Below are 25,236 nucleotides of genomic sequence, written 5' to 3'. Positions count from 1 at the left end.
TACCTCCATAAATTAAAAATAAGTGCGCTGTGTGTCAAAACATAATTATATACGCACAAAATGGAAAAATGATTCATTTTCACACATATATCTATTTCGACAACAGGAATTGAATTCCTTTTTTGTAACGGTAATCGAAGGTAAGAACTGCTGGAGGAAAGGCTGGAAGCTGTATGAGCCGTGGAAAGTTCAGATGGAATGGTTGGGATTTATTGACCAAGTTAGCGGATGTTCCGCAGGAAGTTGCCCATTGGGCTAAGGAAAAGACGGCAACGTTCATGTACGAGAGCGCTCAGCTTGACCACATAGACGGCATCCGCTTGCCCAAGGAGGCTGTTGCAGAGCTCCGTGCCAGGCTAAAGGCGACAAGTACTGAACCAGCACTTATGATGAACCCAAAAATAGATTCAGCCCTAATTAATCGTATCCGTTCGGCGACCGCATATCATAATCGAAACAATGTCACTCGGACACACGCCTACCTGAATATGTACTGTCGGAATCCCCAACTACACTGGTCGCTGCTGGCTCATATGGTATCCCGCAATGGCGGCTGGAACATGACTGATTTGAAGGGAGAGCTGCTGCCTTACCTGCTCAGCTCTTCTCAGCGTGAGCATGTATTTGACTTCCTTGAGCGAGCTAACGCGCTAATTTTTCATGATGCATATCCCCAGCTTCTGCTTTATGAAGCTAGCTTGAAAGCAGGCAGACCGCTGTTCCACTACTTGCGTCATTTCAATGTTTCCACGTTCATGCAGCCGGTCTGGGAGCAGTTCTGGCAGCGTCGCGACTCAGCTCTTCTGACTATGGCGCTCATTATCAATGAACAGAACTACATCGAAACGCGGGTTGTTCAGCATCCTGTGTACCGCGAAACCGTACTGGATAAGATTTTTTTCAGTGCCCAGTCCTTACTTCAACTGAATCAGGTTATTCTGCCTTATCTGGACATGGGTAAGCTCAGATTATCAGGTCTCGTGCTGGAAAACTTCAGCCGCCTTGAAGAACGAATCGAGGTGGGTAAAAAGCTGTATGCCATTCTTTTTGGAATACCGGTCGTGGCAGATGGGGCAATTCGATTCGCATCGGACATTCACCATACCGGCTCACGAGCCGATTACTGGCCTCATTTATTCGCCCCTATTCGTCATGCACCTCCCGTTCCTAGAGGACAGCTTAAGGAATGGCTTGACGGATGCAGTCTCCGTTCAGGCGCTGCTCCGCTGTACAGTCCACGCTTGGCTGACGTATGGAAAGACCACGCGTTCGACTCAGCAGAATCCGGAGACTGGTATCAATCTTCTAAGCAAGAAGAAAGTCTTGCCTACCTTACTTCGGTAGAGCCTCCATTCTCCTTCGAGATGACTCACGAATACTGTTTTGGTTTGAACAAGATCGAGCTTGCCGTATTGGCTGGGGATTTGCTTCAATAATCATTTAGAGAGGCTCCATGTTTGGTACGCATCGACCTCCTGAATGCTATGGTCGATATGATATCGATAATAGCTGGCGGAATATTCATACTGCGTCGTTTGTACATCACGGTCCGTCCCGACAACCAGCCGTATAGTCCATATATGATCATTCCAGTGAACCTTGCGGGCAATCTCATCCAGGTTGTCCAACGTAGAGAACGCCTTCACTTTTACCAATAGGGAATCTATCAGCTGTTCATCCGGTTCTCGTGACAAAGCGACTCTGCATGTAAGCTGCGGACGTGTAAAAGAACAGCGAAATAATGTTATCGTAGAGGACATCTCCCGCAGCTCTTGATTTAGGGCTTTCGTGGAAGCTGTTGTGACTTGATACGTCTGGCTGCAAGCCGCGATTGTCACAATGAACAAACCGCAGATACAATAAAGCATCAGCAACTCTCTGTTCATTCTTGATTGACTCCCTTTTTTACAAATAATAAAAGAGTAACCTCCGACACGAGCTCATATCACCTTCTTCTAATTGTTTCTGGTGTATAAGAAAATCGCGAGATGAGGTTACTCTATTCTTCTCTTCATTCATTAGCTTATTTCATAGACCAGCCAATCAGAACGGAGGCCGCCCATTTTGTCGTAAAACGTCTGAGCCGCTGTATTATGCTGAGCTGTTTCCCAGGTCATATACGCATAACCGTTAGACCTGACGTGCTGCAGGCATGCTTGAAACAGCCCTTCGCCTACTTTCAAGCCTCGTTCAGAAGGAGCAACAAACAGATCGTTCATGATAGCGGCACGTTTGAGCTGAAGCGTGCTGAACGTAAAGTAAAGCGTGGCGAAGCCTACCAAGCTTCCTCCTTGCTCCGCTACGAACTGAAGGCCTGAACAAGGCTCCTGCTGCAAACGGCCAATAAAGTGTCTGAGCGCATTCTCCTCGGGACGAGGCCTTTCATAGAAATCCATGTATTGGTACATCAGCTGCATCAGCTGGTCCGTATCTTTTGCTTCTGCGACTCGAATCTTTCTCTCTATCATCTTTATCCTTATCTCCTCTGCTGCCTAAGCTCGATGATCGTTTGTATAATCTTATCATGGTTGTCAGTCGCTGCAAATACGAAAAGTTTTAACTCAAGCTGCGCCGCAATATACGGTATCCCAGCGGCTCTAGTTCAATGTTCATCACTCCATCTGCCGGATGAACCTCATCTCCTGTTAATGCATCGCACCAATCGTCAGTATCCATCGCATGTGAAAGCACCGTCGCTTCCTCCGTATTGTTCATCCATATCGTAAAATGCTCGCGATCGCCAAGCCGCTCGTAAATAACCTTCTGGTCTCCCCGGTCCGCCTTCAAAAAACGGAAGTTCCCCTTGACTAACACCTCATGCTCACGACGAAGTCCAATCAAAAGCTTGTAGAAATCATACAGTTCCCGATCTTGTTTATCCGTATCCCATTCCATACACTTGCGACAATCCGGATCATCGTTACCCGTGAGGCCAATCTCATCACCGTAAAAGATGCAAGGTGTTCCCATGTACGTCAGCAAGAAAACAATACAAAGCTTTAAGCGCCTTTTGTTTTCTCCGACTCTAGTAATGACTCTCGGTGTATCATGGCTGCATAGCAAATTAAACACAACCTCATTCGTCTGTTTAGGGTAGCGCATCAGCAAGCCCCCCATGCTATTGGCAAACGTAAAGCCATCCATATCCGATGACGAGAAAAATTCCAGTACTTTATTCGAAAACGGATAATTCATAACCGAATCGAATTGGTCACCCATCAGCCATTTTAATGAGTCACTCCATACCTCTCCTACTATGTATGCCTCCGGATTGGCGGCCTTAACTACTTTACGGAAATCCCGCCAAAAGTGGTGATCGATCTCGTTAGCCACATCTAACCTCCAGCCGTCGATGCCAATATCTTTGATCCAATATTCGGCCACATCGAGCAAATAATGCTTCACTTTCGAATTAGCCGTATTCAGCTTGGGCATATTACCAAAAAAACCGAACGTATCGTATGTCGGGACTCCATCTTTAAACTCTAATGGAAAGCTGTTAACGTGAAACCAATCAGCATATTTCGATTCTTCCCCTTTTTCCAGCACATCTTGAAACGGAGGGAACTTCTCGCTGCAATGATTAAACACTGCGTCCAGCATGACACGGATATTTTTGCTATGACAAGCATCCACCAGCTTACGCAGCATCTCATTATCACCGAACCACGGGTCGACCTTTTTATAATCTACCGTATCGTATTTGTGATTGGAGGGCGCTTCAAACACAGGCGTTAAGTAAATCGCATTGATGCCCAGATCGGTCAAATAATCCAGCTTGTCGATGATGCCTTGCAGATCTCCTCCGAATCGGTTATCTGAGGTTGGCTCCTCTCCCCAAGGGGACACGCCTTCCGGATCGTTGGATGGATCTCCATTAGCAAACCGGTCGGGAAATATTTGATAAAATACAGCTGATTTAGCCCACTCCGGGACGGAATTAGTATCAATCGGATGAATATACGGAAAATCATAGTAATCCCCGGTTGGCGTCGGCCGTTCATGTCGGATATCATTCTCCGTCATCCACACGGTCTCTGAACCCGCTCTCAAACGAAAGCAGTAGCTGACCCGTCGAAATGGAGGTTGGATGTTGGTTTCCCAATAATCGAATCTCCCGTCCGCTGCCGTCTTCACCATCTTATATTCGGCATAGGTCTTGTCCCAATCATATTTATCGCCGGTCTCCGCCACAGCTTCCTCCACATCGTCCCGTTTGGTTCTCATTCTCAAATGAATCGTCTCGTTATCGTAAGCATAAGCCCAATTACTTTGGGCCACGTGATAAAAGCACTCTAACAGCATAGGTCAGCCTCCATCCAGGGTATAAGTTCTAACTCTCATTAACCCGCATGGAATTTCGCTAAACAGAAGCCAACTGCAACAAAAAAAAACCTCCAAGCCGCTAAGAAGTTGAAGGGCTTGAAGGTTTCCGCTTATTTAATTTTTTGGTATATTTTCTCTGCTTCGTTCAACGGCTCGTAATAGGTCTCGAACCCGCTGAACCGCATCGTCTCGCGTTCTCCAAGAACAAGCACGCCAAACCGGGGGAGGCTCTCGTGGAATAAGCTGTGAACCCGCCTCTGCAAATTCCGGTTGAAGTAAATCATGACATTCCTGCAAAAAATAACATGGAACTCATTGAATGATTGATCGGTCACCAAATTATGCTTGGCAAAAATAACGTGCTTTAAGAGCGAACTATTAAAGGTCACTTTATCACCCTGATCGACAGCATAGTAATCCGAGAAGGAACCTTTTCCTCCGGACAATATATAATTTTGCGTATACTGCTGCATATTGCCTAGCATTACTCTACCCGACTGCGCTTGCTCCAACACTTCCTGGTCAATATCGGTTGCATAGATGCGCGTCTTTTCGTACAGTCCTTCCTCCTGGAGCAGAATGGCCATGGACAGTACCTCTTCGCCTGTTGAGCAGCCGGCATGCCATATCCGGATCGACGGGTACGTATTCAGAAACGGTACTATCTTACTCCTAAAAGTCAAAAACAAAGAGGGTGTACGAAACATTTCGGTCACATTGATGGTCAAGCTGCGCAGCAGCTGCTCCATCGCATTCGAATCGTGCAGCACACGTTCAAGCAGGGCGGTAATCGAGGTCAGCCCTAGCTGTCTGACCGTGTGTGTAATACGTCGGCTAATCGAATCATAGGCATAATCTCGAAAATCGTTGCCATACATCCGGTAAATGCCTTCAAGCAGAAGCTCGATTTCGATCTTTTGCCTCTCATCATCAATTAGTTCTTCAGAATGCGGCAGTTGGCCTGAGTTATCGGACAACCTTTTCCCCCCTGACTACTTATATAACCATACCTTTAACATGGAAAGCAGCTTGTCCGTATTAATAGGTTTACTGATGTAATCGGAAGCACCGGCATCGATGCATTTTTGCCTATCTTCTTTCATCGCTTTCGCGGTGAGCGCGATAATTGGCAGCTGCTCGTGCATCGGATTGCTGCGAATTTGCTTCATCGCTTCGTAGCCATCCATTTCCGGCATCATAATATCCATCAGCACCAAATCGATATCCGGGTTCAACTGCAGCACATTTAATGCTTCCCGGCCGTTTTCGGCATAGGTTACTTTTAATTTATACTCTTCAAGCACGTTAGTAAGCGCAAATACGTTGCGGATATCATCCTCGACTAGCATGATGTGCTTGCCTTCGAATACATCCTCCGCATTGTTCAGCTTGTGAAGAAGCTTGCGACGTTCCTCCGGCAGCTGAGATTCAACCCGGTGAAGATACAATGCCGTTTCAGCATAGAGCCGTTCCTGTGATTTTACATTTTTCACGATAATGCTCTCCGCATATTTACGCAGCTCTCGCTCCTGCTTCATATCCAAATCCTTACCGGTAAAAATAATTATCGGTAGTGTACGTAGTCTTTCTATATTGCGAATCCGGTCCAACAGTTCGAATCCCGACATGTCCGCCAGCTCCAAATCAAGCACCATGCAGTCAAAATGTCCGCCACTCAGCTCTTGAAGCGCTTCTTCTCCATATCCTACCGCAGTTATGGCAACATCGTCATGAGCAATAAGTTCTACTAAGCTGTCACGTAGCGGCATATTGTCCTCAACAATAAGCAAACGCTTAGGAATCCGATTGAGTAAATCCTCTATACTATTGAATGCCTGTTCCAGCATCTCCTTGCTGACCGGCTTTTTCAAATAAGCCATGGCTCCTGATACAAGACTTTGCTGAGGCTCATCTACAACAGACAGTACATGAACCGGGATGTGGCGAGTTTCTGGATTTTGCTTAAGCAAATCCAATACGGTCCACCCGTCCATCACCGGCAGATGGATATCCAGCATGATCATATGAGGTTTGTAGGTGTAGGCCAGAGCTAACCCCTTGTCTCCCTGTGTTGCGACTAAGCCCTTGAACCCGCGGGAACGGGCCATATCGAGAATAAAGCTCGCGAAAGGCGCATCATCCTCCACGATCAGCATGACTCTATCGCCAGCCTCAATATGCTCTCTATCGTCCTCAACCTCACCTGGTGCAAGCAGCTTAGGATCGGACAATACGACTTGTGGTATCACAATATCGCTAATATGTGGAACATTATTGGTGCTTGCTGTTTCCACGGAAACGGACTCAGCCCCCGCGGCGACTTCGTTGGTTGTTATAGGTAACAGTACCTGTTCATCCTGATCGGTGACCGCAGGCAAAAAGAGCGTAAAGGTGCTACCTTGTCCATTGTGACTTTCCAAGCTTATTTCTCCACCTAGCAATTGTGCGAGCTCGCGGCTTATAGTCAGTCCCAAGCCGGTTCCACCGTATTTACGGCTTGTTGTGCCGTCTACCTGTTGAAACGCCTCAAAGATCATATCCTGCTTGTCCTCCGGAATTCCGATTCCGGTGTCTGTTACCGCAAATGCAATAGCTGCCTGTTTGGCTGTACCCGGCACATCAGCAAACGCAAATTCCGTTTTGTATATTCGGAGTGCAATGTGACCTTGCACTGTAAATTTAAACGCATTAGATAAAAAGTTTTTCAAAATTTGCATCAGCCTGTAACTGTCCGTATAGAAGTAAGGAGGCACATCGGTCCCTGACTCGACGCGGAACTCCAGTCCCTTTTTCGTCGCAACCGGTTGGAAATTACGACGAAGCATACTTGCTATTTCATCAACGATAGTCATATCCACATTCAAATCGAGTTTTCCCGCTTCTACCTTGGAAAGATCGAGAATTTCGTCAATCAGACGCAGTAAATCACTTCCGGAACCATGGATCGTATGAGCGAATTCAACCTGCTTACTGCTGAGGTTGCCTTCCTTATTCTCCGCCAGAAATTGCGACAGGATGAGCATGCTGTTAAGCGGAGTCCGTAGTTCATGAGACATATTGGCCAAGAACTCGGATTTGTACTTGGACATTGTTGTAAGTTCCTCGGTCCGCTTTTGTAAAGCTTCCTTCTGCCGCTCAATCTCCACATTGACCTCTTCCGAGAACCGAACCTGAGCCTCAAGCTGATAAGAGCGTTTGGACAATTCGGTATTGACCTTCTCCAGTTCTTCCTGTTGACGCTGGAGACGTTCTTCGGATTTCTTTAAAGAATCGTTGGAGGCTTTCATTTCCTCCTGCTGACTGAGCATTTCCTCCGATTGTGCTTGAAGCTCCTCGGACTGCGTCTGCAGCTCTTCCGTAAACGCTTGAGACTCGGCTAACAATCGTGCGATCTCCATACGGCCCTGTACACTATTTACAGCGATACCGAAAGAAGTACGAATTTGCTCAAGCAGCTCCTGATGAAGCTCGTTGAAGCGATCGAAAGAAGCCAGCTCGAAAACAGCCTCAACTTGGCCTTCATAGGATACAGGTGTAATAATAACGCTCTTTGGCACTGCCTGACCCAGCCCCGACGAAATCTGAATATACGATTCGGGAATATCATTTAAATGCAATATTCTGTTCTCCAAAGCCGCTTGCCCGACGAGTCCTTCTCCCAACCGGACACTGGTCTTGCCTATCGAATCGCCCCCGGCATAAGATGCAATCTTAATAAAACGCTGCTGCTCGCCCTGCCCCCTGCGGATATAAAAGGCACCATAGGACGCATTCATAGTTGAAGCTAGCTTTGTAATAAACAAACGGGCCAGTTCCTCAATATTATTCACACCCTGGTTCATCGCTGCAATCTCAGCAATCCCTGTTTTTAACCAATCCTGCTTCTGAACGCTTTCCAGCAATGAATTGGTCGCCTCCGCCAGTTCGCGAATTTCATCTCTTGTCCTCACATCGATACGGGTGTTCAGATTTTTCTCGGAAGAGGCTATTTGCTTAATAGCTGAGACCACCTGTTGGATCGTTCGGACGATGGAACGGGATACAGTCATTGTTCCAATAACCGAGAGTACGAGCGCCAGTACCATTAGCAAATACAATTCTGTCTGAAGCTCATTGTTCTTGGACTCCAGGTCAGCAACCCGCGCTGCCGTCAGCTGTTTCTCTTCCTGCCGGAAATTGTCCCACTGGGATCGCATTTGATCCATATATTGCTTGCCTTTATCATCCTTGTAATATTGGAGAATCTCCTCTGCCTTGTTATCTTTACGCAGCGGAATCAGCTTATCACCAGAAGTAGACATCCAAGTTTCTATGCTGCTCTTAATAGCTTCCAGTTTTTTTTGTTGAGCTGGATTATCAGTAAGCCTCTCGTGTAACTGTTGGTAGCCCTGCTGCCAATTCTTTTTTCCGTCATTATAAGGTTCCAGGTAGCTGCTTTCCCCAGTGATGATATAACCTCTCTGACCGGTTTCCATATCCAAAATATTTTTTTCAATCTGGTTAGCCAGATTGTGCACGTCGATATCATGATCAGCAATGAAATGAACTTCTTTTTGCAGGTCATAAATTCGATTCATAAGAAAGAAGATCGAAAGGCCCATACATAAAAAAACCAACAAATAACCTAATGCGATTTTAGAACTGATGCTCCATTTCCTATTCTTTAGCATAATTTAACCCCTTAGAAAAAATAATACGAATGATTTAATATTTTAAACTATTATATCATAATTCGAGATACAACCGGGTGTGTTAACGAAATTGGCAGATCACAGCTCCAGCACGCAGCGTACGTGTTGAATAAAAAAAACCGCCAGTTTCAGGTCTTCTTGACCCTTTCCGACGGTTAGCTCAACTATTGAAATACTATCAACGTACCTCGCCTAGCTATTAGATTTGGCTTTTTGGAGCAGTCGCGGTGCAACACGACCGATTAAGCGCTGAAGTGGACGTGGCATATGCTGCAAATCCGATATTCCGATCGTTCGTGTCAGGAACAGCAGAAGCGGATAGGCTCCTCCAACAATGGCACAAATAATGATCGTTTGAATACAGGCATCCCATCTCAGATTTCCAAATGGGGTTACGTAGCTCTGAGTCAGCCAATCCAATGCGATGCCGACGATGACCATGACTACCGTTGTAACCATCAAGCCTGTCCAGCGACGTGCTCCAAGGACACGGAATTTGACTTCCTTGCGAAGCACGCGCAGGTTAAGCCAGGTCATAATGACGAAACACAAGCAGGTCGCTGCAATAATCCCGTAAATGCCGATGGATGGCGCCAATACAAAGCTGGCAACCAGCTTCACTGCAATACCAGCAACTACATGCAGCATAAGTGCACGCATTTTCCCCATCCCCATGAGCACCGCACCGGACGTCTGCATGACGATTTGGAAAATAGCACTAATAGTAAGGACAATAATGATTGGAGCTGCATACGTTTCGACGATTGCTGAATCCTTCGGAATACCGAAAATAAACGCATTGATCGGCGATGCCGCCAGACAAATAAGCAGCACCATAGGCAGGCCGCTCAGTATGGAAATCTGGAGCACTTTGCCGGTTTGATCGGAAACCTGATTCAAGTCCTTTTGCGAGTAAGCTGACGAGATGATCGGTACGACCGATTGGCTTAACGCTACAGCCAAAATAATCGGAATGCCTGCCAAGGACTGTGCTCGCCCTACAAGAATTCCGAGAATTTCCCTAGCATTCTCTTCTCCTACCTGATCTTTAAGCAGCAGCGTTACGATGGACGAATCAATCGTGTAAATAAGCGTAACCGTCATAGAAAAAATAACGATAGGAATCGAGAGCTTGAACATTTGACTATAAATCGTTTTGAAGGAAAGCGTGCTGCGCGTGACACCTTCTCTGGCTGCATCAGTGCCGGCAGTCACTGCTGTCCGTTCGGACGCATCACTGCGGCGCAGTCGCATCGCATAATACACCATAACCGCAGCTGCCGCAACGCTGCCGATCACACCGCCGAACGATGCGCCAGCAACGGCCCACTCCATGCTATGTCCAAGCAGAATGTAGGCCAGCACCACAGAGGTGACAACTCGAAAAATTTGCTCGATAATTTGTGATAGCCCATTTGGCATCATCATCCGGCGGCCTTGAAAATATCCCCGCATAATTGCAATCAGCGGGAATAAGAGCAGCGCAGGGGCCAATGCCTGGATAGGAAGCAGCGCCTGCGGATTAATAATGCTCTCCGCATAATATGGCGCAATGACGTACAGGAACAGCGTCATCACAATACCAGCCGCGGCGGCAAACCATAGCGCTGCCCGATACACACGGTTCGCTTCAGCATGGAGTCCAAGCGCAGTCCGCTCAGAGATCATTTTGCTGAGCGCACTCGGAATCCCTGCGGTAGCTACAACAAGCAGCATCGAGTATAGGTTGAACGCGATGCCGTATGCCGCCATCCCTATATCGCCTAACAGTAAAATGAGAGGAATCCGCTGTACCACGCCTAAAGCCCTTGCCACCAGCGCAGCCAATGTTAAGATCAACGTACCTTTTACCAGTGAATCCTTTGCCAAAACTTTCCCTCTTCCCCGAAAAAGAATGGATTGCTAAAACTTCAGCACCCAAATAATGAACAAAATAATCATTAATAACTGTAAAATCACTTTAACGACCAAGCCCGAGAAAAACCCTACCAAAGCACCAACCCCGGCTTTTAACGCTTGCTTCCACTCGGTCCCGACGATCATTTCTCCAATCACTGCACCAAGAAAAGGACCGATCAGAAGTCCTGCGACAGGAATAACGAATGGACCTAACAGCAGCCCGATCGTACTGCCGACTACGGATGCCTTGGTACCGCCGAACTTTTTGACCCCCAGCGCACTTACCAAATAATCGGCTACCATCAGCACAATTACAATCGTCGTTTGGATAAACCAGAACCAAAAGCCGAACGGTTCGAAACTAACCATCCACCCATAGATGAAAAACGCTGCATAAATAGCTAATGCTCCAGGAAGGACCGGATACACGGCACCGGCCATCCCGACAGCAAACAATAAAATTACGATAATCCAGGCTGCTACGACCATTGACAGACACCCCGCTTCATTCCATTGCCCTCTGTTTAGGACAAAATATACTGTTCAATAATCCGTGCAACCCCATGCTCCTCATTCGTAACGGTTACGACATCGGCAAGACTCTTCACCGAATCCTGCGCATTCCCCATCGCAACGCCTAGACCGGCCTCACGAATCATCGTAACATCATTCAGGCTATCGCCCATTGCTATGACTTGTGACATCTCGATGCCCAGTAATTCGCATACCTGTCTCAGACCGCTTGCTTTGCTTATCCCTTTAGGGTTGAGCTCAATGTTGCAAGGGTGGGAATTCGTTACTTCCATTTCCCCCCACTCGATCATCCTCTCGCGAATCGCATTCAAGGTAGGCTCGTCTTCGTAGTAATAGCCGAATTTGAGCCATTGCTCGTCCCAAACCTTATTGGTCCAACGTTCTTTGTTAAAAAGACCGTTAACGGAGTATGCCCAATACCATGTATCGTATTTTAGCGCAAGCTCGCGCATTTGGATGATAAGCTCCGGATTGAACATGTTGCGGCTGTGCAGCTTGCCTGGAGCAGACCATACCTCGCTGCCGTTGACGGCAACAATCGGAGATTGCAGATTGAGTTCTTCTACGTACGGCAGGACATTAGGGATACCGCGGCCCGTTGCGAACATCACCGTTACCCCTGCTTCCGCTGCGGCTTTGACCGCTTTGCGGTTCTCAACGGAAATGGTTTTATCCTCCATTAGGAAGGTTCCGTCCATATCCAAGGCTACCAGCTTAAAATTACCCATGCAGTCACTTCCCCCTATAACGCTTCTGCGAGCGTTGGTCTCGGCAATTCTTCCATATAAGTAACATGCCACAGAGCAAACATATAAATGGTCCATAAACGGCGTGCGTAATCCCCTTGACCGTTCTGATGCTTGGCCAGCATTTGACGAACCGTATCCATATTGATGTAATCCTCGATGCCGCTGGCAGCAATTTGCTCCATCATCACCTTGCCTTGGTTGCCCTTCACCCAATCGCGAATCGGTACAGGGAAGCCTAGCTTCGGACGGGTCAAAATATTGTCGGGAATAAGCCCCTCCATCGCCTTGCGGAATATATATTTCGTTGTGCCTTCAGCAATCCGGTATCGAGCCGGAATTTTACGGGCCACTTCGTAAAGCTCTACGTCCAAGAACGGAACGCGCAGCTCCAGAGAATGAGCCATTGTCATTTTATCCGCCTTCATCAGAATATCTCCAGGCAGCCAAAGGTTCATATCGATGTACTGCATTCGTGTAACCGGGTCCAAATGGCGAGTCTTATCGTAGAACTTCTTCGCGATCTGAAGCGGATTCGTATAGCTGCTCAGCATCTCACGATCAATCCGTACGATATCGGCTTTCATATCTTCCGTGAATATTTTGGCATTACCGATAAACCGCTCTTCAAGCGGAGTTGTTCCGCGGAGAACATAGTTTCTACCGTACATCCCATTTGGCAATAGCCGTGCCAAGGCATGCATCATCCGTTTTAACGCATGAGGCAGCCGCTCGATTGGCTGCAGCGCTTGAGGCTCGCGGTAGATCCGGTAGCCCCCGAACAGCTCGTCAGCGCCTTCGCCTGAGAGAACCACGGTTACCTGCTCGCGGGCAAGCTGGGCCACATGATAGAGCGCAATAGCCGATGGATCGGCTACCGGTTCATCCTGATGCCATACAGCCTTCGGCAGCGTATCGAAGAAATCCTTTTGCGTTATGATTTTGGCAAAATGCTCTGTATCCAGCGCCGAAGCGGTTTGACGCGCGATTTCCGTCTCATTGTTAGGCCCTTCAAAGCCTACGGAGAAGGTGCGAATCGGCTCAATGCTGCGCATGTGCGCCGCTATTGCAGTTGAATCAATACCGCTCGACAAGAAACAGCCGCGTTCCACGTCACTTTGCATATGATGAATAACCGAATCCTTCAAGCCTTCACGGATCTGCTCGACATACTCCTCGAACGGGCGTTCCACAGGCTCGAACATAGGGTCCCAGTAACGCTGGATTTTCATGTCCCCATCATAAGTCACTGTAATGGAATGACCTGGCGGAAGCTTATGAATGCCTCTGAACATCGTATCCGGCTCAGGAACATATTGGAAAGTCAAATAGTTCAGCAAGCTTTCCGTATGAATCGTGCGATCCATTCCGTCTGCCGCCAACAAGCTTTTGATTTCCGATCCGAATAAGAAACGTTTTCTGTTTTTGAAATAGTAAAACGGCTTAATGCCAAAATGATCGCGCGCCCCGAACAACAGCTTTTTGCGTCGATCCCAAATGACGAAGCCGAACATACCACGAAGCTGCTTAACGCAATCCTCGCCGTACTCCTCATACATATGTACGATGACCTCGGTATCCGAGTGGGTCTTGAACTGATGCCCTCTCTCCTGCAAGGTATGGCGCAAATACTTGTAATTATAAATTTCTCCGTTGAACACGATCCATACCGTGTCATCTTCATTGGACATCGGCTGATGCCCTTCCCGAATGTCAATGATAGACAGCCGTCTGAACCCTAAGCCGATCCGGTTCTCAGTCCAAAATCCTACGTCATTCGGCCCACGGTGAACGATAACATCCGTCATCGCTTTCAGCATGGCCTGCGATGGTTCTCTATCTTCAAAATACATTGCTCCGGTAATCCCGCACATCGTATTGCTTCCTCCTCAAACGTCCGTACAGTAACGGTTAGAAATAATTCGATAGTCTAGTATACCATATTCGCAGCGAGTTCAGGAAATGGAACCTAAAATCCGTCTTTTTTTGCTTTTTATCGCTTTAATAGCCGTAATATCTGAGTTTAACCGTTGAAAAAACTCATAGGATTCAATGGAAAAAGCCTCCCTTTGGGAAGGCTCCGAATTGACGAGAACTTCAGAAGCGTACGTGGTACTCCGGTGGGGTATCCCCTTCCTGCCGCTGTTGTTATCAGGAAATTTTCAATTTATTCGCTTTACAGCGGTAATTTCCTGATAACAAAGGCGGACGCTTTCGCTCCTCCAGGGGATACCCCACCTCTCCAGCCTTAAGCCATCTTCTGAAAAACTGGGCGCTCAATAGACTCCAGCCTTCCTTTTGGAAGACTCCCGGCTATCTTACAATGACAACTGCTGCAAAAAGTCCGATACGAGCAAAGCAATCCGATGATGACCAGCCTCATTAGGATGCAATCCGTCCGAGGTGTACTGGGGCAATGTATTTTTGGTAAATCCGCTCAAGAAGTATAAATCCAGAACGGGAAGAGAATACGTTCGACCGATAAGCTTCACCGCATCCGCGTAGTCGATCAGGCGATGTCCCGCTTCATTGACATAATGAATATCATATCCGTCTTTATCCCGCTGAAGAGGAGTCCATAACGACAGCGTTACATCCGGATTGTGCCCGATGATATGCTCCACCACGGAGGTGTATGCCCCAAGAAATGAGTTTTCATTGAAGGTTCCCAGTTCTCCGATTGGCTTGTTTAAACGAAAATCATTCACACCGGCAAATATAGTGACACAATCTAGGGAAGTATCCATCCTTTTACCGACATGAACGGTGGCGCCATCGTCAGTTTCTCCACCCGCCGTCATAGGAGAGCCGCTTACTCCGTAATTCACTACGTCTTGAAACCCTACCGCCTTCTGGACAAGCGGCTGGTAACCGAAAGCAGCAGTGATGCTGTCGCCAAGCGTTCCCCACGATTTTCCTTGCCATCTTGATCCATTCATAAACATTGCCCTCCAGTTAATCCCTTATTTAAGTAAAGCGCCATCTACTTCCATGATGTATTGAAGCTCTTGAATATCCACATCGGAAACAGTGATTTCGTCTCTCACAGCCAGGCCTGCAGCCGATCCCGCCGCTTGCCCTGTGGCCATACAGCTCGGGGTAAGCCGGGTTGTCGCCAGCGCTTCATGAGTCGTCGAAATACAGCGTCCAGCGGTCAGCAGATTAGACAGCTTCTGCGGGAGCAGGCATCGATATGGAATATCGTAAGCTCCGTCTCCTTGCACCCAGGCTGCGGTAACCCCTTTACCTGACGGGTCATGGATATCTATAGGATAACCGCTGCGAGCTATGACGTCGGTAAACCTGCGACCTTGTACGACATCATCAACCTGAAGTGCGTATACACCGTCGATCCGTCTCGTTTCACGGATGCCAATTTGCGCGCCGACCGACGAGAGGGAAGCTTTTTCAAATCCCGGTAGACGGCTCCTCATAAATTCGGCAACCATAAGCACCTGCTTGCGCCCCAGCTCCTCTGCTTCCGTCAAATCCTCGACGTCCGTGCCGTCCAGCCCCTGAACGCGAGTCGTATTCACCAGCACTTCATCCGCTTCCGGTCCTGTAAAGAACAGCACCTGATCGCGGTTGATCGGCAAATTCGCTTCCTTCCAATGCTTGTAGTATCCCAGCACACCGCTTAACGGAAGCGTCGGCAGCTCTTCGAACGGTGTTTTTTTATAAAACTCGTCCGGATGCTCCAGCATATACTGTTTCACCCGTTCCAAATCTACTCCTCTCATACGGAACTTCATCGTCATAGGCTGGGTCAAGCGATCCCCATCCCGTCCCTGCAAGCAAGGTGCTCCTGCCAAATAAGCGATATCCGCGTCTCCGGTCGCATCGATGAATACTTTCCCCTGAACCTGGATTTTCCCTGATTTAGTCGTTAGCTGAACCGATTGAATTCGGCTTTCCGCCACGTCTACCTGATCGACGAAGCTGTGCAGCAGCACCTTCACTCCGGCTTCTCTCAGCATTTCTAACGCAAGAATCTTATAATGCTCCGGATGGTATGGAGTAATCGTGTGGACAAAGCCCACCGTGTCGCGAACATGGCCCGGTGATGCATTTCGTTCCTTCAGTCGGTCGATCATTTCCTGCGCTATACCTGCAATAACTTGCTTGCCCTCTGTCGTGTGAAAGGTCATCCACGGATATACCAGAGCGGCAGTAGACATGCCTCCGATAAACCCGTATCTTTCCACCAGAACGGTTCTAGCTCCGCTCCGTCCTGCCGCAATCGCGGCATTGACGCCTGCTGGCCCACCTCCGCAGACAACTACGTCAGCGATAATCCTTTTATCCATTGAATTCCGCTCCTTTATGCTTAAACAAGCTGACACAAAGTTTCCTGTGCGCCAGCCTGCTTGAAGTTTTTTTCCCTTACTGTGTCGATTACTTTTTTACGGTTGCATACCAGTCGTTGACTTCCTTATAGCTCGCATCTCCGCCGGCTGCTTTAAATTTTTGCTGGAATGCCTCCAAACCACTGAGCGGCTCGGCGCCAAAGATCAGCTTCACGGTGTAATCACTTACCATCGTATTGAGCTGTTGAAAGTTCTTTGAGTATTCAGGCATGAATGGAGATATACCGAGCATATCCACTTTTCTGGTTTCCGGCGGCTGCTTCACATTCAAATACTCCCATGCCTCGAATAAACGGGGATCTTTACGTACGCGCGCCTGCCAATAGGTCGGATAATTTTTCTCGTCAACTCCCATGAGGAAGTTGTTCGCCTGGTTACGCTCATCGGTAAAGATCGGCAATATCGGAGTATACGCTCCGTCCTTGAACGTATAGTGCTTACCTTCTTCGCCAATAGCCATCAGCTTGAACGTGTCTTTGTCCAGCTTGGCGTTCATCCATTTGATCGCATCCTCGGGATGTTTGGACGCTTTAGGAATAAAGGTGATTCGATCAAACCCGGCCGATGCGGAGTGACCCATTTTGCCATCTTTCCCTTTTAGAGTCGGAATAAAGATCATCTTGGCATCCGGCTGATTTTTCTTCAGCGCATCAGCCACTGTCGGTACATCAGACCAGTTCAGAGGCATCATACCCGCTCTTCCGCTTGAAAACTTCTCCTTCATCGTTGCATCCTTATTGACTCCGAATTCCTTATCCAGCAAGCCCTGCTTGAACAAATCGGTCATAAACGATACATACTCTTTATAGCCCGGATCTAGCACTCGGGGAGTCAGCTTGCCGTTCAAATCATTGTAAAAGTTAGGCAGTCCGAAGGCGCCCGCAATATTGGCCACGATAGGATCGTCGCCTTTAATGGTTAACGGAATATTTTTATCCCCGTTACCGCCAGGGTCCTTCTCTTTAAACGCTTTTAACACGGCGACCAGCTCATCCAATGTTGTAGGCGCTTTCATTCCTACCTTGTCAAGCCAATCCTGCCTTATCATGAGGCTGGTGCTAGCAAACGAAAGTGTTGTTGTTGGAATCGCATACAGCTTGCCATCGACTTTGGCCGCATCCAGTGTCGCCTGGGAAATCGACGCTTTAATGTTCGGACCAAATTTATCGATCAATGGGCCAAGGTCGGTCAAAGCACCTTTTTTGGCATAATCGGCATAGATCGCTTTGAACTCGCTACCCCCCGTTGTCGTTACGGCATCATAGGGCTCGGAAGAAGCAATGAGCAGGTTCAGCTTATCCTGCGGTTTGTCCTGCGGCAGCATGTCGTACTGAACCTTGTAGCCTGTTTTTTCTTCAAGCAATTTGGCAACCGGATACGTATTGTAATCGTCCTTCTGCCATATTTGCAGTGATTTGAGCTGCGGCTTCGCTTCGTTTTTGCTTCCGGAGTCCGTACTGCTGGAAGATGCTTTGGAGGTATCCCCACCCCCTCCTTTGGTTGAAGAGCATGCGGTGGAAATAAGCGTTACAGCCGTTAGCGCTAAGACAAGCCATTTCTTTTTGTTCATGTAGAACCCTCCTTGGATTTGTCCTCTATGGCATCAATTCCTCAAGCCGGTACACCGGCCCATGAAACCTATCCCTTCATTCACCCTTTGACGGAACCGATCAGCACGCCTTTAATGAAATATTTTTGCAAAAACGGATATACGAGCAAGATGGGTACCGTTGAAGCGACAACCGTAGCTGCGCGCACTCCTTCGGGGGAAACATTCATCAAATCATCCACGCTCTTGTTGAGGGCAGAAGAGGAGTCGGCATCCATGACGATATCTCGCAGATACAGCTGGAGCGGCTTGAGCGAAGGGTCGTTGATGTACAGCATCGGGTTGAAGAAATCATTCCAATAATACACGGCGTAAAACAAAGCAATCGTCGCGATAACCGGACCGCTAAGCGGCAAAATGATGCGAAACAAAATCGTGAAGGTGCGCGCTCCGTCTATTTTCGCAGAATCCTCCAACGCCTCCGGCAAGCTCTCATAGTAGCTTTTGATCACCAGCAGATTGAACACGCTGATCGTGGCTGGAAGAATCAAGGACCATAAGCTATTGATGAGTCCAAGATTTTTCATTAGCAAGTAATTCGGTATGATGCCTCCACTGAACATCATCGTAAAGACGAACAGCACCATGATGACATTCATAAAGGGAAGATGCCTCTTGGACAGCGGATACGCCGTCACAGCCGTAATGAGGATGGAAAGCAACGTGCCTGTGACCGTTACTAGCACGGATATGAGAAACGAATTCAGAAACTGGCTGGACGTTACAACGTAGGCCATCGTTTTTAGCTGAAAGCCCACCGGCAAAATACCTACTTTACCTGAGACAACCGCCCATTCCTCGCTTACCGATTTGGATAGCACGTTGGCAAAGGGCAGCAGTGTAGCTACAGCCATCAGCAAGAGAACCGTGTAGGAGAACAAATCAAGGCTAATGTCGCCGATCGTTTTTTTGCTCATCGGTAGTCCCTCCTTTACCAAATGCTGCGCTGAAGCAGTTTTTTGCTGAGCATATTGCCAAATACGATAAGCAGGAAGCCCACCACCGAGTTAAAGAGGCCGACAGCCGTACTGAAGCTGTAATCCATTTTGCCAAGACCGATACGGTAGACAAAAGTTCCGATGACATCCCCGGTTTGATAAACAACAGGATTGTACAACGTCAAAATTTGTTCTGTGCCTGCTTCCAGCAGATGGCCTATCCGCAAAATGAACATAAGGACAATAGTAGGCAAAATGCCTGGCAGCGTGATGTACCACATTTGCTTGATTCGTCCTGCTCCATCAATGGCTGCGGCCTCATATTGCTCCTGCTCGATGCCGGCAATGGCGGCTATAAAAATAATGGCGTTCCAGCCGACTTCCTTCCAGCCTGCCGTGAACACGACGACACTGCGGAAAAAGTCATTATCGAGCAAAAAGGAGATCGGCTCCATCCCAAACCACGCAATCATTTGATTGATGAGTCCTCCGGAAGGCGACAAAATATTGATGAACAATCCGGAAATAATGACCCAGGATAAGAAGTGCGGCAAATAAATGATGGTCTGAACCGTTCGTTTAAAGAACATTCTCCGAATCTCGTTCAACAGCAGCGCCACGACGATCGGGATCGGGAACAGCAATACGATTTTGTACATGCTGATGAGCAAGGTGTTCAGAAACACCTGAATAAATTCTTCCGACTTTATCAGCTTGCTGAACTGCTCTAGTCCTACCCACTTACTGCCCGAAATCCCATCGAAAATGTTAAAGTCCTGAAATGCAATAACAATGCCGTACATGGGCGCATATTTGAACAGAAACAAAAAGATAAGACCCGGCACCAGCAAGATATACATGTCGAGATGGCTTCGGAATAGCTTCCAGCGGCCATCCTGCTTAATGTTAACTCTTGCCGCCTGCTTGTTGTCGATTTCGGCAGCCGTTGTGTTACTCATGGTAGCGTCACCTCCAAATGCTTATATTCTCATTATAGGAGGCGGCAGCAAACGTCTGTAGAGGGTAAAGCTATGGTTTCTGGTTCAATCCTATGGAGTTTCGGAAGAGCTGCAAGAACTCATTTATCTAACCCGCTATCATGCGTTGGTTTGATCCTTACTGGCTTAAGCAGCACTTTGACCCTAGTTCCCTCTCCTGGTCTAGATCGTATGGATAGTCCGTATCCATCACCCGCGAACAGCCGGATGCGCTCGTTCACATTGAAAAGACCATATGAGCTGCCGGTGCCATCGATTCGAGCTTGAGAAGGTGGCTCCACCAACAGTCTCCCTGCAAGCTTCTCTTCCATCCCTGCCCCGTCGTCCGTAACGGAAAGCATCAAGGCTTCACCTTCCCACCGACCTTCAATACGAATGAAGCCTCTTCCCCGACCGGATTTGCGGATACCATGGAGAAGCGCGTTCTCCACGATCGGCTGCAGTGTCAGCTTGGGCATCATTAAGTCCATCACCCCCGGATCCGCTTCAATAGTAAAATCAAAGCTTTGCGGAAATCGGCTCTGCTGAATCTCCAGATAGACTCTTGCCAAATTCAGCTCATCCTCGACGCTCACATTGTCTTTGCCTTTGTTCAAGCTAAGCCGAAAATATTTGGCCAGCGCATCGATCATTTGGCTGATATCCGTTGCCCCGCGACCTACCGCAATCCAATTGATCATATCGAGCGTATTGTACAAAAAATGCGGGTTGATCTGGGCTTGTAACGCCCGAAGCTGGGCCTCCCTCTCCTGAACCTTGGCGGTATAGGTCTCCTCCATCAATCCTTTGACCTTAAGCATCATATGGTCGACGCTCCTCTCCAATAGATTCAAGCTGCCCCCTTCCCTAACGTTATAATCATCCAACCGCTCGATGCCTTCCCGGTGTATAGCACGAATGACGAGCTGTACTCTGCGGTTCATTCCGCGGATCACGAAGGCTAACAGCACGAAGACAAGCAGCAGAAATAGTACGGAAACACCCAATAGAACGGCTGCCCCCGAAAAACGGTTCAGTGTCACTGCTTGACGTGAAATTTCACCTGCCGGCACTTCCGCTACCAGCTTCCAATTCGTATTGCTTATGGACGTATAGACAGCATATTTTCCCTCATGGCCTTGTGAAATCTTCTCTATTCCTTCCGGGGCCGAGGCGATTCTTGACAGGAGCTCTGGAGCTGCGGCCGGCTGGCCGATTCTGGATTTATCCGAATGCCAAATGAGGGTACCGTCCTTGTCCATAAGATACAGCGACTTGGGCTTGGACAGCTCCACCTTATCAAGCAAATCGCCTACTGTCCGCTCGTTCATATCGACGATTAGGATTCCCGCAAACCGGTCGTACCGCGTCGGATCTCGCAGCATTCGCGCTGCGGAAAATACGTAGGCGTCGTCCCTATCGATGTAATGCTCGTTGTAAGCCCCTGTCCATACGAGCGTGCCGCTCGCTTCAAGAACTCGGGGATACCACGGGCGTCCCTTCAGTGATTCCACTGAAAAAAAATTAACCTTCTCTCCGGCGTACAGCTTGGAGTCGTCGACGAACAATCGGACCCGGAAAACGTTCTCATTGTTCTCCGCAACCTCGAGCAGTGATCGCAAGTTTTTCATCACATCAATGGGAAAAGCCTCATCCGACTCAACCAAATATTTATATAGACTGGGACTCATAAACAAAGAGTTGGAGGTATCGCGCACACGATCCAATTGATACTGCAGGTTAATCCCGGCCTGCTTGATCGTTTGCAGCATCGTTCTTGTGACCTCCTGCTCCAGAATGGCGGAAGTTTTTTGATAATAGGTATAGAGCAGAAAACCTGCTGGCACTAAGATGAGCAGGACGTAAGCCAGCAGCCAGTTTCTGGCTTCAATCATGCCGCGAAGCAGCGCTGGCAGGTGGTACAGCCATCTAGGGAAGGCCCTTTTCATCCGAATCATCCGCATCGATCCCCTTTTATGTCAACTGATCCCTGAAGCTGCTCGGCGTGACGCCGGTATATTTCTTGAAAATTTTGCTAAAGTGGCTCGGATCGGAATAGCCGACCGCCTCGCATACCTCATAAAATTTGTATTGGGGATCGCCCAGCAGCTCCTTGGCCCGTTCGATACGCACCTTAGTCAAATATTCGTATACCGTTTCTCCGGTTTCCTGCTTGAACAGAAGACTCACATAAGTAGAGCTTAAATAGACGCTCGCCGCTATGTCGGCTACAGTGAGATTCTCGGCATACCGCTGATCCATCACCGATCGGATGCGTTCGATGACGTTACGGGCCTTACCACTCCGTTTATCCTGAATGCGTTCGCAAACCTCTAAAAGATGCTCTTCGAGAAGCATACGCACATCCCGAATCGTTTCCTGCCTATGAATCCGGCTCCACAGCTCTGTCTCCCTCTTCTCCAGCTCACGGTCGTTAATATTAAGCTCAAGCAGCAGGCGATTTGACAGCAAGATCAGCTCAAGTGAAAAAATCCTCCCGTAATGAAACCCGTCCTTACGGTTTCGAGCTATACGCTCAAACCATATATCCAGCTCCTGAAGAAGCGGATCCGGGTCTCCCGCCTTCAAAGCCGACGAAAATCGCTCGTTCTGCGACATATCGAAGCGGTAAGGGCTGTCCTCGTCCGTTTCCAAGCTGTCCATTGTGATGATACGGTTTTTGCCCAAATACCATTTTCGATCAGCCGCCTCCCTAGCACGCATATACGAGACGGGTAAGGCGTTCAATCCAGATACCCTCTCCCCCACACCTATGGTTACGCTAAGTTTTAACCAGCGTGCCAAGTTGTCCCGAATATCCTCGGCGAGCAAAAACAACTGGTCCTCCACTCCCTCACGGTCGTTATGGCCATATACGATCCCGACGTATTCGCCGCTTCGGTTCTCGAAAGCATATCCTTCCATGTAGCGCGCAATAAGCTCCTGGCATACATTCAAGACCGCATAGGCGAGCAGCTGCTGATCCCGGGCCGAACGAACGTCAACGACATCGGCACTATCGTCGATCTGCACGATGATAACCCAATACGACGCTGTCACAGGAAGTCTCAGGCCGAGAAAATCAAGGCGTTCTTGCAGCCGCAGCGGTTGTGCCGCTCCGTCTCGAATTATCGACATAAGAAACTTCTCCCTCAACAAAGGCATGCTCTGGGTCAGTTTTACCTGCATATCAGCAATAAGGCTCTGCTCTCTCCGCTCCTCCTCCAGCTCATCGGTGACACGCTTGACTACCGTCTCGAGCTCCTGCAAGTTGACGGGCTTGAATATATAGTCAATGGCATTAACCTGCAGAGCAGATTTCAAGTAATCCGCATCGTCGTGACCGCTTACAAACACAATTTTAATATGCGGGTATTTCGCGCGGATTTCTGTAGACATCCGAATCCCATCCATGTGCAGCATCCGAACGTCGGTCAGCACGATATCCGGTTTAACGCTATCGACCAGCTGCAGGCCTGCATGTCCGTCGTCTGCTTCGTCTACTACCTCAATATGAAAATCGCTCCAGCGAAAATAGTGTCGAAGGCCGTATCGGACGTGCGGTTCGTCATCCACTATGACAAGCTTATACATGAGGAAGGCCTCCCTTCGTGATTTTGATTTCATTATCTTACAGGAGTACAAAAGAGAATAGCCCCCAGGAGACAAAAAACTCCGAGGGCTGAATCCATATAATGAACTGCATTAGCAGCATTTCAAACAGACCGGTTTAAGCATTTTCCTCTTCGTAGGTGACGTGTCCCGCGGCTACCGTGATACCATTATCAGCCTGTCCCGGCTGCTCACCAAGCCAAGCTCCCTGCTCAACTAGCTTACGCTGCAGCTCTTTCACCGGGACGTCGCGGAAGCCTGCTCCAGACACACCGGCCATCGCCGCAGCTGTTCCTGCCGCCTGCCCCATGGCAAAGCAATTGGGCATTACCCTAAGCGAGCCCTGCACCGGACGGTCGGAGGAGACAGACCGCCCTGCGACGATCAAATTCGACTTGCCCAGCGGGAGCATGCAGCGGTAAGGCACACCGTGCGATTGTCCTTTCGGCAAATGCTTGATCGTCATCGTGCTTGAGGCATTAGCCAGATGAATATCGATAAAATAAGAGTTTCTTGCGATATCGTCCTCGAACGTTCTCATAGATAAAAAGTCGTCCACCACAAGCGTATAATCTCCTGCTATGCGCCGTGTCTCTCGAATGCCGATCTGATCCCCCGAATGAACGAGAAATACGTTCTCAAAGCCAGGAACATACTTGCGCAAAAATCGGATTTGCGTGTCGATCAGCCTGCGCCCTTCCACGGCAGCACGGGTCAAATCCTCCGCTTTGGAGCCGTCGATTCCGAAAATATGACCAAAATTGAAGCCTGCTACCGAATCCGAAATCCAGGCAATACCGGAAACCCGCTTCCGTCCGTCTGGAAGATCGCCATTTTGTTGGGCTTCCACTATCGTTTTTTCCAGCTGGCCTCCCTGCCCCGTTTCCTTGATAAACTGGTTAAACCGACTCTTGTCGGCCCCTGTGACGACGTAGCACATCGTGCCCGGTTGAAGTTCTCCCTGATCTCCTCCCAACAGAAATGGAACCCCGGCTAACGCAGCCAGATCCGCATCGCCCGTTGCATCAATGTACAGCTTCGCCTGTACGACGGAGCGGCCTGTCTTGTTGCTGATGACAAGCCCTTGAATTCGGTCACCGTCAAGAAGAACCTGATCGGCGAACGTATGGAAGAGCAGCTTCGCTCCACTCTCGAGCACTGCATCGTCGTAGACGCGTTTGAGCGTTTCCACATCGATCGGTACCCAATCCAGCCGCTCCTTGTATCGACTGAGAAAATCGGCTCCCGCCGCCTGCTTCATCTTATCCAGCAGCTCCAAGCCGATTCCGCGGATGACCGGCTTCTCCCCATCTGTATACGGGCAAAAAGCCGGAACTAATGCTGCTGTTCCCATGCCCCCCAAATATCCTCTTTGCTCAATAAGCAGTGTATCGGCTCCATTGCGCGCTGCCGCGATCGCTGCTGCGATGCCTGATGGACCGCCTCCTACAACTACCACATCGGGAGTATACGATACGGGCAACTGCTGGGAAGGAACGGTAACCGTCGATTGTTGATTCGATAACATCTTGAACAT

At 48.6% G+C, this 25,236-nt stretch carries 18 protein-coding genes; 1 reads left to right on the top strand and 17 read right to left on the bottom strand.

Annotated features, from left to right (window positions below; all coding sequences use genetic code 11):
• Nucleotides 1-173: 173 nt before the first annotated feature.
• Entirely contained in the window at nucleotides 174-1,436 is a 1,263-nt protein-coding gene (locus BP97_RS0100475) for a DUF2515 domain-containing protein (RefSeq protein WP_028547353.1), read from the top strand.
• Here the strand turns inward: BP97_RS0100475 and BP97_RS0100470 are convergent, their stop codons facing one another.
• The 17 genes from BP97_RS0100470 to BP97_RS34710 all read right to left on the bottom strand — a co-directional run bounded on the left by BP97_RS0100470 (nucleotide 1,437) and on the right by BP97_RS34710 (nucleotide 25,227).
• Nucleotides 1,437-1,886, bottom strand: coding sequence for a hypothetical protein (locus BP97_RS0100470; RefSeq protein ID WP_028547352.1), 450 nt, complete (start codon nucleotides 1,884-1,886; stop codon nucleotides 1,437-1,439).
• Nucleotides 1,887-2,018: 132 nt separating this feature from the next.
• A complete protein-coding gene (locus BP97_RS0100465; RefSeq protein WP_028547351.1) occupies nucleotides 2,019-2,468 on the bottom strand; it encodes a GNAT family N-acetyltransferase in 450 nt (149 codons plus the stop codon).
• An 88-nt stretch (nucleotides 2,469-2,556) separates the two neighbouring features.
• A complete protein-coding gene (locus tag BP97_RS0100460) occupies nucleotides 2,557-4,305 on the bottom strand; it encodes an alpha-glycosidase (RefSeq protein ID WP_028547350.1) in 1,749 nt (582 codons plus the stop codon).
• 131 nt (nucleotides 4,306-4,436) lie between these two features.
• Nucleotides 4,437-5,303, bottom strand: a complete 867-nt coding sequence (locus BP97_RS0100455) for a CheR family methyltransferase (RefSeq protein ID WP_028547349.1) — start codon at nucleotides 5,301-5,303, stop codon at nucleotides 4,437-4,439.
• A gap of 15 nt (nucleotides 5,304-5,318) precedes the next feature.
• Entirely contained in the window at nucleotides 5,319-8,996 is a 3,678-nt protein-coding gene (locus BP97_RS0100450) for a response regulator (protein ID WP_036745296.1), read from the bottom strand.
• A 213-nt stretch (nucleotides 8,997-9,209) separates the two neighbouring features.
• Nucleotides 9,210-10,886 (bottom strand): putative polysaccharide biosynthesis protein, encoded by a 1,677-nt coding sequence (locus BP97_RS0100445; protein ID WP_028547347.1) that lies wholly within the window; start codon nucleotides 10,884-10,886, stop codon nucleotides 9,210-9,212.
• A gap of 33 nt (nucleotides 10,887-10,919) precedes the next feature.
• Complete coding sequence (locus BP97_RS0100440; protein WP_028547346.1) at nucleotides 10,920-11,405, bottom strand: DUF456 domain-containing protein; 486 nt, start codon at nucleotides 11,403-11,405, stop codon at nucleotides 10,920-10,922.
• 35 nt (nucleotides 11,406-11,440) lie between these two features.
• The gene (locus tag BP97_RS0100435; RefSeq protein ID WP_028547345.1) at nucleotides 11,441-12,178 is read right to left on the bottom strand and encodes a Cof-type HAD-IIB family hydrolase; all 738 of its coding nucleotides are present in this window, start codon (nucleotides 12,176-12,178) and stop codon (nucleotides 11,441-11,443) included.
• Nucleotides 12,179-12,192: 14 nt separating this feature from the next.
• Entirely contained in the window at nucleotides 12,193-14,070 is a 1,878-nt protein-coding gene (asnB, locus tag BP97_RS0100430) for an asparagine synthase (glutamine-hydrolyzing) (protein WP_028547344.1), read from the bottom strand.
• A 444-nt stretch (nucleotides 14,071-14,514) separates the two neighbouring features.
• Nucleotides 14,515-15,135 (bottom strand): SGNH/GDSL hydrolase family protein, encoded by a 621-nt coding sequence (locus BP97_RS34715; protein WP_051620247.1) that lies wholly within the window; start codon nucleotides 15,133-15,135, stop codon nucleotides 14,515-14,517.
• A gap of 24 nt (nucleotides 15,136-15,159) precedes the next feature.
• Nucleotides 15,160-16,503: an FAD-dependent oxidoreductase gene (locus BP97_RS0100420; RefSeq protein ID WP_028547343.1), complete on the bottom strand. Its 1,344-nt coding sequence runs from the start codon at nucleotides 16,501-16,503 to the stop codon at nucleotides 15,160-15,162.
• Nucleotides 16,504-16,591: 88 nt separating this feature from the next.
• A complete protein-coding gene (locus BP97_RS0100415) occupies nucleotides 16,592-18,133 on the bottom strand; it encodes an extracellular solute-binding protein (protein ID WP_028547342.1) in 1,542 nt (513 codons plus the stop codon).
• A gap of 80 nt (nucleotides 18,134-18,213) precedes the next feature.
• The gene (locus BP97_RS0100410) at nucleotides 18,214-19,089 is read right to left on the bottom strand and encodes a carbohydrate ABC transporter permease (protein ID WP_028547341.1); all 876 of its coding nucleotides are present in this window, start codon (nucleotides 19,087-19,089) and stop codon (nucleotides 18,214-18,216) included.
• A 14-nt stretch (nucleotides 19,090-19,103) separates the two neighbouring features.
• Nucleotides 19,104-20,069, bottom strand: coding sequence for an ABC transporter permease (locus BP97_RS0100405; protein ID WP_036745295.1), 966 nt, complete (start codon nucleotides 20,067-20,069; stop codon nucleotides 19,104-19,106).
• A gap of 119 nt (nucleotides 20,070-20,188) precedes the next feature.
• A complete protein-coding gene (locus tag BP97_RS0100400) occupies nucleotides 20,189-22,045 on the bottom strand; it encodes a sensor histidine kinase (protein WP_051620246.1) in 1,857 nt (618 codons plus the stop codon).
• A gap of 16 nt (nucleotides 22,046-22,061) precedes the next feature.
• Entirely contained in the window at nucleotides 22,062-23,681 is a 1,620-nt protein-coding gene (locus BP97_RS0100395; protein ID WP_028547338.1) for a response regulator, read from the bottom strand.
• A 136-nt stretch (nucleotides 23,682-23,817) separates the two neighbouring features.
• A complete protein-coding gene (locus BP97_RS34710; RefSeq protein ID WP_064745642.1) occupies nucleotides 23,818-25,227 on the bottom strand; it encodes an FAD-dependent oxidoreductase in 1,410 nt (469 codons plus the stop codon).
• Nucleotides 25,228-25,236: the final 9 nt, after the last annotated feature.

Origin of the sequence: Paenibacillus sp. UNC451MF (assembly GCF_000686845.1) — a bacterium.
GTDB lineage: Bacteria > Bacillota > Bacilli > Paenibacillales > NBRC-103111 > Paenibacillus_S.
The sequence above is the reverse complement of the archived record's forward strand: the minus strand, read 5'-3'. Positions and strand labels throughout refer to the sequence as shown.

Coding starts and splice junctions, on each gene's coding strand:
- asnB (WP_028547344.1), bottom strand. CDS start 14,070: ATGTGCGGGATTACCGGAGCAATGTATTTTGAAGATAGAGAACCATCG.
- BP97_RS0100405 (WP_036745295.1), bottom strand. CDS start 20,069: ATGAGTAACACAACGGCTGCCGAAATCGACAACAAGCAGGCGGCAAGA.
- BP97_RS0100460 (WP_028547350.1), bottom strand. CDS start 4,305: ATGCTGTTAGAGTGCTTTTATCACGTGGCCCAAAGTAATTGGGCTTAT.
- BP97_RS0100450 (WP_036745296.1), bottom strand. CDS start 8,996: ATGCTAAAGAATAGGAAATGGAGCATCAGTTCTAAAATCGCATTAGGT.
- BP97_RS0100440 (WP_028547346.1), bottom strand. CDS start 11,405: ATGGTCGTAGCAGCCTGGATTATCGTAATTTTATTGTTTGCTGTCGGG.
- BP97_RS0100465 (WP_028547351.1), bottom strand. CDS start 2,468: ATGATAGAGAGAAAGATTCGAGTCGCAGAAGCAAAAGATACGGACCAG.
- BP97_RS0100400 (WP_051620246.1), bottom strand. CDS start 22,045: ATGATTCGGATGAAAAGGGCCTTCCCTAGATGGCTGTACCACCTGCCA.
- BP97_RS0100435 (WP_028547345.1), bottom strand. CDS start 12,178: ATGGGTAATTTTAAGCTGGTAGCCTTGGATATGGACGGAACCTTCCTA.
- BP97_RS0100395 (WP_028547338.1), bottom strand. CDS start 23,681: ATGTATAAGCTTGTCATAGTGGATGACGAACCGCACGTCCGATACGGC.
- BP97_RS0100415 (WP_028547342.1), bottom strand. CDS start 18,133: ATGAACAAAAAGAAATGGCTTGTCTTAGCGCTAACGGCTGTAACGCTT.
- BP97_RS34715 (WP_051620247.1), bottom strand. CDS start 15,135: ATGAATGGATCAAGATGGCAAGGAAAATCGTGGGGAACGCTTGGCGAC.
- BP97_RS0100410 (WP_028547341.1), bottom strand. CDS start 19,089: ATGAGCAAAAAAACGATCGGCGACATTAGCCTTGATTTGTTCTCCTAC.
- BP97_RS0100420 (WP_028547343.1), bottom strand. CDS start 16,503: ATGGATAAAAGGATTATCGCTGACGTAGTTGTCTGCGGAGGTGGGCCA.
- BP97_RS0100475 (WP_028547353.1), top strand. CDS start 174: ATGAGCCGTGGAAAGTTCAGATGGAATGGTTGGGATTTATTGACCAAG.
- BP97_RS0100470 (WP_028547352.1), bottom strand. CDS start 1,886: ATGAACAGAGAGTTGCTGATGCTTTATTGTATCTGCGGTTTGTTCATT.
- BP97_RS34710 (WP_064745642.1), bottom strand. CDS start 25,227: ATGTTATCGAATCAACAATCGACGGTTACCGTTCCTTCCCAGCAGTTG.